The following is a 14,047-nucleotide window of genomic DNA, read 5'->3' as shown; positions in this document are numbered from 1 at the left end:
GCGGCTCGTCAAATTCAACCGGTTGGCCGCTTTCGACCAGGATCGCCTTCACAACGCCGGATTTATCGGCTTCGATCTGGTTCATCATTTTCATCGCTTCAACGATGCACAGAGTGTCGCCCGCGTTGACTTTCTGACCCACTTCCACGAAGGCTTTCGCGTCCGGGCTTGGGGTGCGGTAGAAGGTGCCGACCATCGGAGAACGCACGATATGACCGGTGATTTCTGGCTTAGCGGCTTCTGCAGCCGGTGCTGCCGCCGCAGGGGCAACGGCGGTGGCCAGCGCAGGCTGCTGCATCATCGGAGCAGCATAAGCCTGCTGCATCACCGGGTAGCCGGCATTAGCAGGTGAACGGCTGATACGAACGGACTCTTCGCCCTCGGAGATTTCCAGCTCGGAGATGCCAGACTCTTCAACCAGTTCGATCAGTTTCTTAATTTTACGAATATCCATGAGTGTGGTTCCGTACTCTGTTTAATTGGAATGTGACAGGCGTTTTACTGCCGTTTGTAAAGCCCACGAGTATCCATCAGCGCCAAGTCCACAGATGACGCCGGCAGATACATCGGAAAGATAGGAGTGATGCCGGAACGGTTCGCGTGCATGCACGTTCGAGAGATGCACCTCAATAAAAGGAATGCTTACCGCCAACAGCGCATCACGCAGTGCAACGCTGGTGTGCGTGAACGCCGCCGGGTTGATGATGATGTAATCCACATTGCCACGGGCCTCGTGAATACGATCGATCAACTGAAACTCAGCGTTCGATTGCAAATGACTCAATTTCACATGGTGCTGGTCAGCCTGTTGTGTCAGATCGCCGACGATTTGTGCCAGCGTGGTATGACCATACTTCTCAGGCTCGCGCGTTCCCAGCAAATTCAAATTGGGACCGTTCAAAAGCAGTATGTGAAATTTGTGCGCCATCTTGCTGCTATCTCCTGCAATCAGTGAGGCATCGCGTAAAATACCGCGACATCTGCCGTTTGTCACTCCTGAGAGTGAAAAAGACGACTTCGCTTGCAATAAAGCCGGGCATTATATCCGTTTCGTCGCAATTCGCAGCAAAATACTGGTCTTATCTGCGAAGTTGATCGGATGCGGCCCAGAGGCCACACCTTTTAACAGATCTCGTGACAGGAAAACAACCTTGCGGGGATTATCGGCGAAGAAGATTACGCAACTTATTGTAACGCCAGCCTAACAACACCAAAGCCAGCAGTGCGTAAATCCAAGGCTGTGGTGAGAAGACCTTGACTGACCAAAGATAGTGGATAGGTGCGAGGATCGCGACAAGATAGATGCCATTGTGCAGGGTTTGCCAGCGGCGACCGAGTTTGCGCTGCGCACGTTGAAACGAGGTAATCGCCAGGGCAAACAGCACCAACCAACAGATCATACCCAGTAACAGATAAGGGCGAGAAACGATCTCTTTGCCCAGCAATTGAAGATGGTTGTACCCCAGTTCCAGTAGGTAATAGCTGGTTAAATGCAAACAGGCCCAAATAAAGCACCATACGCCCAAGAGGCGTCGGGTGCGAATGAGCAGCGGTTGTTTCAGGTAGCGCGTCAAAGGGCTGACAAGTAGCGTGGCGAGCAGTAACTTCAGCGCCATTCTGCCGGTAAAATGCTGAATATCTTTTGCCGGGTCGGCACTCAGCCAACCCTGGCTGGCGGCCATAAACAGATAAACAAACGGCAGAAAGGCCGCCAGGTGCAGCATCACTTTCAGTAGGGTGATTTGCCGTAACGTCAGTCGCACTCAGTAGTTCTCCCGTAAATCGAGCCCACGATAGAGCGATGCCACTTCTTTAGCGTAGCCGTTAAACAAAAGTGTAGGCTGTCGTTCCACGTTAAGAATACCGCCGGAACCAATAAAGCGTTCAGTGGCCTGCGACCAGCGTGGATGATCGACGTGCGGGTTCACATTGGCATAAAAGCCGTATTCATTGGCGGCGATTTGACTCCAGGTTGTGGGTGGCTGATCGCGCGTCAGGGTAATCTTGACGATAGATTTAATGCCTTTGAAACCGTATTTCCATGGCACCGTCAGACGAATCGGCGCGCCATTCTGCGGTGGCAGCGCTTTGCCATAAACTCCAGTGCTGAGCAGCGTGAGGGGATGCATCGCTTCATCCAGGCGCAACCCCTCTACATAAGGGTAATCCAGTCCGCCGCCGATAAAGCGGTCTTTTTGGCCAGGCATTTGATCCGGTGCATAGAGCGTCTGAAAAGCGACAAAACGCGCATTGCTGGTAGGTTCCGCCAGTTTGAGCAGTTTATTCAGCTCGAAACCGACCCAAGGGATCACCATCGACCAGGCTTCCACGCATCGCATACGATAAATGCGCTGCTCCATGGCAAACCGTTTAAAGATGTCGTCCATATCCAGCGTCACCGGCTTTGCGACTTCACCTTCAATGCGCAACTGCCACGGCTCGGTTTTCAACGTTCCCGCGTTGGCTGCGGGATCGGCTTTATCCAGGCCAAATTCATAAAAATTATTGTAACCGGAGACCTTATCAAACGGCGTCAGCGGCAAATCCGCCTGCCACTCAGCTGGCTTGGTGAATTGCAGATCGCGGCCCGCAGGCGCAGGCGGGCGATCGTTCCCCTTGAACCAACTCAGCACATCAGCCTGTGCCACGCCGGGTAAACTGGCTGCTGCAGCGCCCAGTCCCAGTGCTTTCAAAACCTGACGGCGACGCATATTAAAGATGCTTTCTGGTGTGATGTCGGCTTCGGTCAGTGATTGCTTCAGCTTCATGGCTTTCTCCAGCGAAAAAAGTAACTTGCACTTAGCATGCGTAAAGGCCAGCTATCACGCCAATTTACCCAGAAAAATATGAAATTTCCTGGCGGGAGGATTCTGTTGAGAATAGGACGAAAAAGGCCGTAGAAAACGCAGGCCATCACACTTTGGCGCTATACTCGCGCCGCAGGGCAAATTAGCATAGCGCACTGCATGATTTTGATGCGCAGATGCCGCTGATTCAGACAATGATTTGTGATATTTTGCTCAGGTTTGCGCCAATGAGCAGGCTGGCGCTAACGGATAGCGACCGTTCATAACCGCAGTGATACAGGCACAGGGATGCGATTAACAACAAAGTTTTCTGCGTTTATTACATTATTAAGCTTACTGGCGATGTTACTGATGCTGGTCGGCTGCGCTTTTAGTTTTATCTGGCTGTCACAACAACGTGTGGAAACGCGGGTGAATACGTTGGCAACCGAAGTCGACAAAGCACTCGCGGCGCAATCACCGCAAGAACTCACACAGTGGCTAACGCGCTTGATGCCGGTTATCAATGCCGAGCAAATCGAGATGCATAACGGTAACACCGTGGTCTTTCAGCTTAATCGACATGAAAATCCGATGCTGGAAGATGAGCCCAATCGCTTCATCCAGTTTGATATTCCTTTATTGCACTCTCCTGGCCTTGAGCTGCGCGTGGTGGTACTCGATCCTGCAAAAACCTGGTTTCGATCCTTTACGGGAGCCTACACGCTGATTGCATTGTTTTCTGTGGTCGCCATTATGTCAGCGCTGCTGATCATGACGCATCGCTGGATCAACCGTCGCTGGCAGAACATGGAACGCCTGGAAGATCGTTCTGATCGTATTTTGGCAGGTGAGCGGGCTCCTCATGTTGAGCATTACAGCGAGTGGCCGCCCAAAGCCAGCCGTGCCATCGACACCTTGCTTAACGATCTGCAGGAAGCCGGCGAGCAGCGTCTGCGCATCGATACTTTGATTCGCACCTTTGCCGCGCAGGATTCACGTACTGGCCTCAATAACCGACTGTTCTTTGATAACCAACTGGCTACCCTTTTGGAAGATCAGGAAGACGTTGGCACCCACGGTGTGGTGATGATGGTACGCCTGCCGGATCTCGACGTATTGCACGAAACACTGGGCCCCACGCTGGTGGATGAGTATCTGTTTGATCTGATCAACATGCTGTCGACATTTGTCTTGCGCTATCCAGGCGCATTGCTGGCGCGCTATTTCCGCAGTGATTTCGCCGTATTGTTGCCGCATCGCACTCTGAAAGAGGCCAACAGCATCGCCGATCAGTTAATCAACGCGGTCGATTCGCTGCCGCCGATGCGCATGGTGGACCGTGATGATCTCATTCACATCGGTATCAGCGCTTGGCGTAGTGGCCAGAGCGTGCCTCAGGTGATGGAAAATGTGGAGATGGCCACGCGCCGTGCAGCACTGCAGGGAGGAAACAGCTGGTCAGTGGGTGAGGGCAATACCTTAGACATGGGGCGTGGCAGCGTGCGCTGGCGGACCCTACTGGAAAATACCCTCAACCGTGGCGGGCCACGCCTTTACCAGAAACCCGCGGTGTTATTAGACGGCAAAGTTCATCACCGTGAGATGCTGGCTCGCGTATTTGATGGCGATAAAGAAGTGGTTTCGGCCGAATTTATGCCGCTGGTGTTGCAACTCGGTCTCACCGATAGCTGGGATCGCCAACTCGTGACGCGTATTGCCGCACTTTCTGAAGTCTGGCCAGATGAAACGCTGGCGTTACCCGTGAATATTGATTCATTATTGCAGCGCCCGTTCCAGCGTTGGCTGCAAAATTTACTGTTGCAGTGTACGAAATCGCAAAGAAATCGTTTTTTATTTGAACTTGCTGAGGCGGATGTTTGTCAACACATCAATCGTTTAGTGCCAGTTTTCCGTATGTTGACGGCATTTGGCTGTCGCGTTGCGGTGGATCAGGCGGGCTTAACGGTGGTGAGCAGTGCGTACATCAAGCAATTCCCCATTGAAGTGATCAAGCTTGATCCTGGTTTAGTACGTAATATCGAACGCCGTACTGAGAATCAGCTGTTTGTACAAAGCTTACTCGAAGTCTGTAAGTCGACGCAGACGCAAGTGTTTGCTGCCGGGGTACGTACCCGCGCCGAGTGGCAAACGCTGGCAGGATTAGGGGTTTCAGGTGGGCAGGGTGACTTCTTTGCGCCTTCCTTACCGGTAAACAGTAATGTGAAAAAACACTCACAACGTTATCGAATTTAGTGCTTCGGCGCGTGATGACGCACTAACAGCGTTTTTTCTGCCTTATTCATTTCAGTCCGCAGAATTCTGCTGGCTGGAAATGTTAGATTTTATGTCGAAATTTGCCCGCAACAGGTGGGGAAATTGGCGTTTGATAGGGCGACTTAGCGCTATTTAACGGCGGCCAGGGATAAGCGAATCGGCCCAAAAAATTATTCAGCGTGTTTTTTCACCGGAGCAGAACGTTTTTGCGCCTTGTGGCGGCTTCGCGTGGTTGGTAAAGTAGGCGGATTTTATTTTCCGCCCCCAGCTTGCAGGATTATCCCTTAGTATGTTTAAAAAATTTCGTGGCATGTTTTCCAATGACTTGTCCATTGACCTGGGTACCGCGAATACCCTGATTTACGTAAAAGGACAGGGCATCGTGCTGAACGAGCCTTCCGTAGTTGCTATCCGTCAGGACCGTGCTGGCTCTCCAAAGAGCGTAGCGGCAGTAGGCCATGACGCGAAGCAGATGCTTGGCCGTACGCCTGGCAACATCGCGGCTATCCGTCCAATGAAAGACGGTGTGATTGCCGACTTCTTCGTGACCGAGAAAATGCTGCAGCACTTTATCAAACAAGTGCACAGTAACAGCTTCATGCGTCCAAGCCCACGCGTGCTGGTCTGTGTGCCAGTAGGCGCCACTCAAGTTGAGCGCCGTGCGATTCGTGAATCTGCACAGGGTGCAGGCGCACGTGAAGTCTTCCTGATTGAAGAGCCAATGGCTGCTGCAATTGGTGCTGGTTTGCCGGTATCAGAAGCAACGGGTTCAATGGTGGTGGATATCGGTGGTGGTACCACTGAAGTCGCCGTGATCTCATTGAACGGCGTGGTCTACTCTTCATCTGTACGTATTGGTGGTGACCGCTTCGATGAAGCTATCATTAATTACGTACGCCGCAATTACGGTTCACTGATTGGTGAAGCCACTGCGGAACGCATTAAACACGGGATTGGTTCTGCTTATCCGGGTGATGAAGTACACGAAATTGAAGTGCGTGGCCGTAACCTGGCAGAAGGTGTACCACGTGGCTTTACACTTAACTCCAATGAGATCCTTGAAGCGCTGCAAGAACCGTTGACCGGTATTGTCAGTGCAGTGATGGTGGCGCTGGAGCAGTGCCCGCCGGAACTGGCTTCCGACATCTCCGAGCGCGGTATGGTGCTGACCGGTGGTGGCGCGTTGCTGCGTAATCTCGATCGCCTGCTGATGGAAGAGACCGGTATTCCGGTTGTCGTAGCAGAAGATCCGCTGACCTGCGTCGCGCGTGGCGGTGGTAAAGCGTTGGAAATGATCGACATGCATGGCGGCGATTTGTTCAGCGAGGAGTAATTCCTCATCGGCTGAGACCGTGGTCAAATTGCGCAGGGAGTCGCGCTAATCGACGCTGCGCACGACGGCGTGATGCGTCCAGCCCTGGAGGCGTTGGTCATGTGACTAACGCTTCTTCCCTGATGTCGAGGAACACGCAGATTTTATGAAGCCGATTTTTAGCAGGGGGCCATCCCTGCAGTTGCGCCTCTTTCTGGCAGTCATTGTGGCTATCGCGATTATTATTGCCGACAGTCGCGTGAGCTCCTTTTCCCAGATCCGCAACTACCTGGACACGTCGGTGAGTCCATTTTATTTTCTGGCCAATGGCCCGCGACAGCTTCTGGACGGCGTATCGGAAACGCTGGCCTCACGCCAGCAGCTCGAACTGGAAAATAAAGCGTTGCGCCGCGAGCTCTTCCTGAAAAACAGTGACCTGCTGATGCTGGGGCAATACAAGCAGGAAAACGCACGTCTGCGTGAACTGCTCGGCTCGCCGCTGCGTCAGGATGAGCATAAAATGGTGACCCAGGTGATCTCCACGGGTACCGATCCTTACACCGATCAGGTGGTCATCGATAAAGGCAGCGTAAACGGTGTTTACGAAGGCCAGCCGGTGATCAGCGATAAAGGTGTGGTCGGTCAGGTGGTGGCTGTTGGCCAGGTAACCAGCCGCGTTCTGCTGATTTGCGATGCCTCGCACGCATTGCCGATTCAGGTATTACGTAACGATATTCGCGTCATTGCGGCCGGTAACGGTTGTAGCGAAGATCTGCAGCTGGAGCATCTGCCGGGTAACACGGATATTCGTGTGGGCGATGTGCTGGTGACATCCGGTCTCGGTGGTCGTTTCCCGGAAGGTTATCCGGTTGGCGTGGTCTCGTCCGTGAAAGTGGATACCCAACGCGCTTACACCGTGATTCAGGCACACCCAACCGCTGGTCTGCAACGTCTGCGTTACCTGCTGCTGTTATGGGGCTCGGATAAGAACGGTGACATGCCAATGGCACCGGACGAAGTGCATCGTGTGGCTAATGAACGTCTGATGCAGATGATGCCACAGGTTCTACCGCCAGCCGGTGAAATGGGCCCTCCGGCACCGGACATGATGCAACCGACGCAACAAATGGGGCCGCCGGCACCCGCTAATGGCAGTCGTTCGCAAGGGATTCCTGCGAACACACGCGGAGGCCAGCCTTGAGTCGATATCGCAGCCAGGGCCGATGGGTTATCTGGCTGTCCTTCCTGATTGCCCTCATTCTGCAAATCATGCCTTGGCCGGAACAAATTTACATGTTCCGGCCTTCATGGCTTTTGTTGATCCTGATTTACTGGGTTCTGGCCTTACCGCACCGGGTGAATGTCGGAACTGGCTTCTTTTTAGGTGCCGTGATGGATCTGGTGGCGGGTTCTACGCTGGGCGTGCGTGCGCTGGCTTTTAGCATCATCGCGTATTTGGTGGCCTTCAAATTTCAGCTATTCCGAAATCTGGCGTTGTGGCAGCAAGCATTAATGGTTATGGTGCTGTCGCTTGCGGTGGATGTGATTGTTTTCTGGGCTGAATTTTTGGTGATCAACGTCTCATTCCGCCCGGAAATCTTCTGGAGCAGTGTGGTCGACGGCATTCTATGGCCTTGGCTATTCTTATTAATGAGAAAGATTCGCCGTCAGTTCGCTGTTCAGTAAGGAAGACTATGATAACCCTGTACCTCGCCTCCGGTTCACCGCGTCGCCGTGAACTGCTCACGCAACTTGGCCTGCAGTTTGAACGCCTTATCACGCAGGTTGAAGAGCAGCGCCAGCCTGATGAAGCCGCAGAAGCCTATGTGAGGCGTCTGGCTTCGGACAAAGCGCGAGCAGGAGTGGCGGTGGCACCGCAGGATTTACCGGTGTTAGGTGCAGATACTATCGTGGTGCTCAACAGCGAAGTGCTGGAAAAACCACGCGATGCTGAGCACGCGGCTGAAATGCTGAGTAAACTCTCTGGGCAAACGCATCAGGTGATGACCGCCATAGTATTAGCGGATGCGCAGCGTGAACTGGATTGCCTTGTGACCACTGACGTGACATTTCGCAATATCACCGCAGCGGAAATTTCGCACTATATCGCCAGCGGCGAGCCGATGGATAAAGCCGGCGCGTACGGAATACAGGGTCTGGGCGGCAATTTTGTCCGCAAGATTAATGGAAGCTATCACGCCGTAGTGGGATTACCGCTGGTTGAGACCAATGAGCTGCTGAGCCACTTTCAGTCGCTGCGTGCGTTAAGGGGACAAGATGACGGCTGAACTGCTGGTAAACGTTACACCTTCTGAAACCCGTGTCGCCTATATTGATGGCGGCATTTTGCAAGAGATCCACATTGAGCGTGAAGCGCGGCGCGGTATTGTGGGTAACATCTATAAAGGACGCATCAGCCGCGTCTTACCGGGCATGCAGGCTGCCTTTGTCGATATCGGCATGGATAAAGCCGCCTTCCTGCATGCTTCCGATATCATGCCGCATACCGAGTGCGTAGCGGGTGATGAAAAGAAAAACTTCGTGGTGCGTGACATCAGCGAACTGGTGCGTCCCGGGCAGGATTTAGTGGTGCAAGTGGTGAAAGATCCGCTCGGCACCAAAGGCGCGCGCCTCACCACCGATATTACGCTGCCCTCACGCTACCTGGTGTTTATGCCGGGTGCCTCACACGTCGGCGTTTCGCAACGTATTGAAAGTGAAGCCGAGCGCGATCGCCTGAAAGCGGTGGTGTCGGCTTACTGCGATGATTTGGGCGGTTTTATTATTCGCACTGCAGCGGAAGGCATTTGCGAGGAAGATCTGGCACAGGATGCCGCATTCCTCAAACGACTATGGACCAAAGTCAGCGAGCGCAAGAAGCGCAACCAGACGCGCTGCTTGCTGTACGGTGAGTTAGCCTTAGCGCAGCGAGTGCTGCGTGATTTTGCTGGCGCGGCTCTTGATCGCATTCGCGTTGATTCCCGTCTGACTTGCGATCTGTTGGTGGAGTTTACCGGCGAATATATCCCGGAAATGGCCAGCAAGCTGGAGCTGTACAGCGGCAAACAACCGATCTTTGATCTGTATGATGTCGAGAATGAAATTCAGCGCTCGTTAGAGCGTAAGGTGGAGTTGAAGTCGGGTGGCTATTTGATCATCGATCAAACCGAAGCTATGACCACGGTGGATATCAACACCGGTGCTTTTGTGGGGCACCGTAATCTTGACGAAACCATCTTCAACACCAACATTGAAGCCACACAGGCGATTGCCCGCCAGCTGCGACTGCGCAACCTGGGCGGCATCATCATCATTGATTTCATTGATATGAGTAATGATGATCACCGCCGTCGCGTGCTGCATTCGCTGGAAAGTGCGCTGAGCAAAGATCGGGTGAAAACCGGTATTAACGGCTTTTCAGCGCTGGGCTTGGTGGAAATGACCCGTAAGCGCACGCGTGAAAGTATTGAGCATGTACTCTGTGCGGATTGCCCGGTGTGCAAAGGGCGTGGCACGCTGAAAACGGTTGAGACCGTGTGTTATGAGATCATGCGTGAAATTGTACGCGTGCATCACGCCTACGACTCCGACCGCTTCCTGGTGTACGTTTCCCCGGCGGTGGGCGAAGCGCTGAAAAGTGAAGAGTCCCATGCGCTGGCTGAAGTAGAAATCTTTGTTGGCAAGCAGGTTAAAGTCCATGTTGAGCCGCTCTATACACAGGAGCAGTTTGACGTCGTGATGATGTAAGTCGTGAGGTTGAACGCCGTTATTCAACGGAAAGCAAGGAGAGGTGTGTGAGGCGGTTGCCGAGGATATTGTTACTGCTGCTCGCCGCAATCATCGTTATTGTGGCGCTGCTGGTCAGCGGGTTGCGCCTCGTGATGCCGCATCTCAATAGCTATCGCAGCGACATACTGCAGACGATTTCACGCGTCAGCGGCGTGACGGTGGACGCCAGCGAACTGCAGGGTAAATGGGAGAACTTTGGTCCCACCTTGCAGGTGCGCGATCTCAACGTGATGATGCCGGATGATGGCAAACTCACCATTGGCCGCGTGAACCTGGCGTTAAACATCTGGCAATCTCTGCTGCACTGGCGCTGGCAGTTCCGCGATCTCACTTTCTGGCAATTACGGGCGGATCTCAACCGTCCATTGCTCACCAATGATCAACAACGCAACAGTTTCAAACCGACGCAAATCAATGAACTCTTTCTGCGCCAGTTTGACCACTTTGATCTGCGCGACAGCAGCATCCGTTTTCTCACACCCTCAGGTCAACATGCTGAACTGGCTATCCCGCGCCTGACCTGGCTCAACGAAAGTACGCGCCACCGTGCGGAAGGCGAAGTCAGTCTCTCCAGCTTCACCGGCCAACATGGCGTAGTGCAAGTGCGGCTCGATCTGAATGACACCGATGGCTTGCTTAACGATGGCCGTATCTGGATGCAAGCGGATGACGTGGATGTCCGTCCGTGGATTGGCCCCTGGTTACGAGACAATACCAGCCTGGAGAGTGCGCGTTTCAGCCTGGCAGCCTGGGTGAATCTGCGTGACGGCGACGTATATGCCGGTGATTTACTGCTGAGCAAAGGCGGTGCACGCTGGCGCGGTGAGCAGGGTGATCATCAACTGCAGGTGGATGGTTTAACCGCCCATTTGTCGCGTTTCCAAAATGGCTGGAGCCTGTCGGTCCCGCAAACCCGTCTCAGCACCGACGGCATTGCCTGGGCGCCAGGCCACTTCGCGATTCTGTGGAAGCCAGAAGATCCACAAATGCTTGGGGCCAACAGTTCCCCTGAAGTGCGCGTGCGTGCCACCCAGCTTGATCTGCAACGTTTAGCCCCGCTGGTGCCGCTGTTCAAACCCTTATCACCGGCGTTGCTCGACAACTGGCGGGCGTTGCAACCGCGCGGCTACCTTGATGCGCTGGCGCTGGATATCCCGCTCAATCAACCCGAAAACACTCGCCTGCAGGCCAAATGGCGCGATTTGGCGTGGCAGCATTGGGAACTCTTGCCTGGCATCAGTAACCTGAGCGGCACGGCCAGCGGCAGCCTGAACAATGGCCAACTGGATGTGGCGATGGGGCAGGCCGAAGTGCCGTACGGCGATATGTTCCAGGCACCGCTGCAGATAAAGCAAATCACCGGCAAGCTGAACTGGTTGCGTGATGCTAATGGCCTGACGCTGGATGGGCAGAACCTCGACGTGCAAGCGCGTTCGCTGTGGGCGCGCGGTGATTTCCGCTATCAGCAGAACCTCGGTAAATCTCCACGGCTCGATATTCTGGCTGGGATTCGCGTCACCGATGCAGGCGATGCCTGGCGCTACTTCCCGGAACCGCTGATGGGGCATGATTTAACCCATTACCTCAGCGAGTCGATCAAAGGCGGGCAGGTGGATAATGCCACCTTGCTGTTTGCGGGCGATCCGCACTTGTTCCCGTTCAAACACAACGACGGCATGTTTGAGGTCTGGGTTCCATTAAAGAATTCCACCTTCCAGTTCCAGCCCGGCTGGCCAGCGCTGCAGAACCTCGATATCAATCTCGACTTCCTCAACAATGGGCTGTGGATGAAGGCGGAGAAAACCAGGCTGGGCGAGGTTGATGCGCGCAACGTCAGCGCGGTGATCCCTGATTACCTCAAAGAGAAGCTGATCATTGATGGTGACCTGAGCGGTGGTGGCCAGCAGATCGCCGATTACTTTGAACAGACACCGCTGAAGCCTACGTTAGGTGCAGCGCTGCAGCAGCTACAAATTGGCGGCAACGTACGCGGTTCGCTCAACCTCGACATTCCGTTGGATGGTGAGCTGGTGCATGCCAGTGGCAACGTGGTGCTGAATAACAATAGCCTGCATATCAAACCGTTAAATACCACGCTAAACAATCTCAGCGGGCGCTTCCGTTACAACAACGGTAACCTGGAAAGTGAAGAGATGCAGGCCAACTGGTTCGGCCAACCCACCGAAGTCAGCTTTACCACCACGGAAAACCCGAATGACTTCGGCGTGAACGTCAAGCTGCTGGGAGACTGGCAGCCCGCCAAACTGAAAGTGCTGCCGCAAAATGTCAGCAGTCAGCTGAGCGGCAGTTTGCCCTGGCAGGGGAATGTGGATATCACCTTGCCACACAAAGGTGGCGCGACTTACAAGGTTGATTTGAAAGGCGATGGCAAAACAGTAAGTAGCCACTTACCTGCACCACTTGATAAGCAGGCTGGTGAAGCGATGCCGATTGCAATTAACGCGACAGGCGATCTCCACGGTTTCACCTTAAGCGGCAGCGTGCGTGAGCATCATCGCTTTAACAGCCGCTGGATTCTGGAACCGCAGTTGCGCGTCGATCGCGGCATCTGGCTCAACGACGCGAAAAGCACGCCTAAACTGCCTGAAAACCGCGGTATGGAGCTGAATCTGCCGGCGATGGATGGTGAAGCCTGGATGGGCTTACTGGCAGGTTCAGGTAACTCCCGTAATGCGCAGGGTGAAACCGAAGTCGGCGGCGCGCTGCTGCCGGGAGACGTCATTCTGCGAACACCGGCGTTAACACTGGGTGGGCAGCAGTGGCACGACGTTAACGCCACCGTGACGCAAGGCCCTGGCGGCAACACGCAGTTGCAGCTGGAAAGCCGTGAGGCGCGCGGCAGCGTGACGACGGCACAGCACGCGCCGTGGCAAATTGATCTCAGCTATCTCTACTACAATCCCGAATGGGCGAGCGAAAAAAGCAGCACCGCTTCCCCGTTTGGCAGCAGCAACAGTGTTAACTTCAGCAACTGGCCCGCCATGCAACTGAACTGCGACGAGTGCTGGCTGCGAGGCCAGAAGTTTGGCCATATGCAGGCCAGATTGCAGCCGCAGGGAGATACGTTAGCACTCACTAACGGCAGCGTGGATACCGGCAGTTCGAAGTTGTTGATCAACGGTGAATGGGTTAACAAACCGGGCGACCAGCGTACCTCACTGAAAGGCACACTGAGTGGCAAGAGCATCAATGACGCGACCAACTGGTTTGGTATGAACACCCCGCTACGGGATGCCCCTTTCAAACTGGATTATGACCTGCACTGGCGCTCCGCGCCGTGGCAGCCATCGGAAGAGACGTTAAGTGGCACGCTGAAAACGCACTTTGGTAAAGGTCAGATTGCCGATGTGAACACCGGGCGAGCCGGTCAACTGCTGCGCCTGTTCAGTTTCGATGCCTTGCTGCGCAAATTGCGTTTTGATTTCAGTGACACCTTCAGCGAAGGTTTCTACTTCGACTCGATTAACGGCACGGCGTGGATTGAAAACGGCGTTATGCGAACGGATAACCTGCTGGTGGATGGCCTGGAAGCGGATATCGCGATGCAGGGCAAAATCGATTTGGTGAAACGTCAGATTGATATGGAAGCGGTGGTCGCACCGGAAATCTCTGCTTCTGTTGGCGTGGCGACTGCGTTTGTGGTCAACCCGGTGATAGGTGCGGCGGTGTTTGCTGCCAGCAAGGTATTGGGGCCGTTGTGGAATAAGATTTCGCTGCTGCGATATCACATCAGCGGGCCGCTGGATAAACCGGAAATCAATGAAGTGCTGCGTAAACCGCGCGAAGATGACAAGAAGTGAATTTGACGCCATCGGGGAATTGCCGCAGGCTATGACTATCCGAGCACATAATGAGTGAGAAA

Annotated in this window: 11 protein-coding genes; 7 read left to right on the top strand and 4 right to left on the bottom strand. The window is 54.1% G+C overall.

What is annotated here, in order from left to right; all coding sequences use genetic code 11:
* The 4 genes from accB to msrP form a co-directional block, all read right to left on the bottom strand.
* The coding region (gene accB, locus PSSD_RS17860; protein WP_058973145.1) for an acetyl-CoA carboxylase biotin carboxyl carrier protein at nucleotides 1–454 on the bottom strand (454 nt) is incomplete at its 3' end.
* A 21-nt stretch (nucleotides 455–475) separates the two neighbouring features.
* Nucleotides 476–928, bottom strand: a complete 453-nt coding sequence (gene aroQ / locus PSSD_RS17855) for a type II 3-dehydroquinate dehydratase (RefSeq protein WP_039335885.1) — start codon at nucleotides 926–928, stop codon at nucleotides 476–478.
* A 232-nt stretch (nucleotides 929–1,160) separates the two neighbouring features.
* Nucleotides 1,161–1,763, bottom strand: a complete 603-nt coding sequence (gene msrQ / locus PSSD_RS17850; protein WP_058973144.1) for a protein-methionine-sulfoxide reductase heme-binding subunit MsrQ — start codon at nucleotides 1,761–1,763, stop codon at nucleotides 1,161–1,163.
* Nucleotides 1,764–2,768: a protein-methionine-sulfoxide reductase catalytic subunit MsrP gene (msrP, locus tag PSSD_RS17845; RefSeq protein ID WP_058973143.1), complete on the bottom strand. Its 1,005-nt coding sequence runs from the start codon at nucleotides 2,766–2,768 to the stop codon at nucleotides 1,764–1,766.
* 327 nt (nucleotides 2,769–3,095) lie between these two features.
* Between msrP and csrD the strand changes: the two genes are divergently transcribed.
* The 7 genes from csrD (at nucleotide 3,096) to yhdP (ending at nucleotide 13,985) form a co-directional block, all read left to right on the top strand.
* Nucleotides 3,096–5,042, top strand: coding sequence for an RNase E specificity factor CsrD (gene csrD / locus PSSD_RS17840; protein WP_039331584.1), 1,947 nt, complete (start codon nucleotides 3,096–3,098; stop codon nucleotides 5,040–5,042).
* A 310-nt stretch (nucleotides 5,043–5,352) separates the two neighbouring features.
* Entirely contained in the window at nucleotides 5,353–6,396 is a 1,044-nt protein-coding gene (gene mreB / locus PSSD_RS17835) for a rod shape-determining protein MreB (protein WP_007891976.1), read from the top strand.
* A 145-nt stretch (nucleotides 6,397–6,541) separates the two neighbouring features.
* Entirely contained in the window at nucleotides 6,542–7,576 is a 1,035-nt protein-coding gene (gene mreC, locus PSSD_RS17830) for a rod shape-determining protein MreC (RefSeq protein ID WP_039331579.1), read from the top strand.
* Nucleotides 7,573–8,061, top strand: a complete 489-nt coding sequence (mreD, locus tag PSSD_RS17825; protein WP_039331577.1) for a rod shape-determining protein MreD — start codon at nucleotides 7,573–7,575, stop codon at nucleotides 8,059–8,061. The genes mreC and mreD overlap by 4 nt, the downstream gene beginning before the upstream one ends.
* Before the next feature lie 8 nt (nucleotides 8,062–8,069).
* Nucleotides 8,070–8,663 carry a Maf family protein gene (locus PSSD_RS17820; protein WP_058973142.1) on the top strand — a complete coding sequence of 198 codons (594 nt, stop codon included), beginning with the start codon at nucleotides 8,070–8,072 and terminating at the stop codon, nucleotides 8,661–8,663.
* Nucleotides 8,653–10,122, top strand: a complete 1,470-nt coding sequence (gene rng / locus PSSD_RS17815) for a ribonuclease G (RefSeq protein WP_058973141.1) — start codon at nucleotides 8,653–8,655, stop codon at nucleotides 10,120–10,122. Before PSSD_RS17820 ends, rng begins: the two co-directional genes overlap by 11 nt.
* 47 nt (nucleotides 10,123–10,169) lie before the next feature.
* A complete protein-coding gene (yhdP, locus tag PSSD_RS17810) occupies nucleotides 10,170–13,985 on the top strand; it encodes an AsmA2 domain-containing protein YhdP (RefSeq protein ID WP_058973140.1) in 3,816 nt (1,271 codons plus the stop codon).
* Nucleotides 13,986–14,047 lie beyond the last annotated feature (62 nt).

It is taken from the genome of Type-D symbiont of Plautia stali, assembly GCF_001485335.1.
GTDB classification, from domain to species: Bacteria; Pseudomonadota; Gammaproteobacteria; order Enterobacterales; family Enterobacteriaceae; genus Pantoea; species Pantoea vagans_C.
Note: the sequence above shows the minus strand (reverse complement) of the source record. Positions and strands in the feature narration are given on the sequence as shown.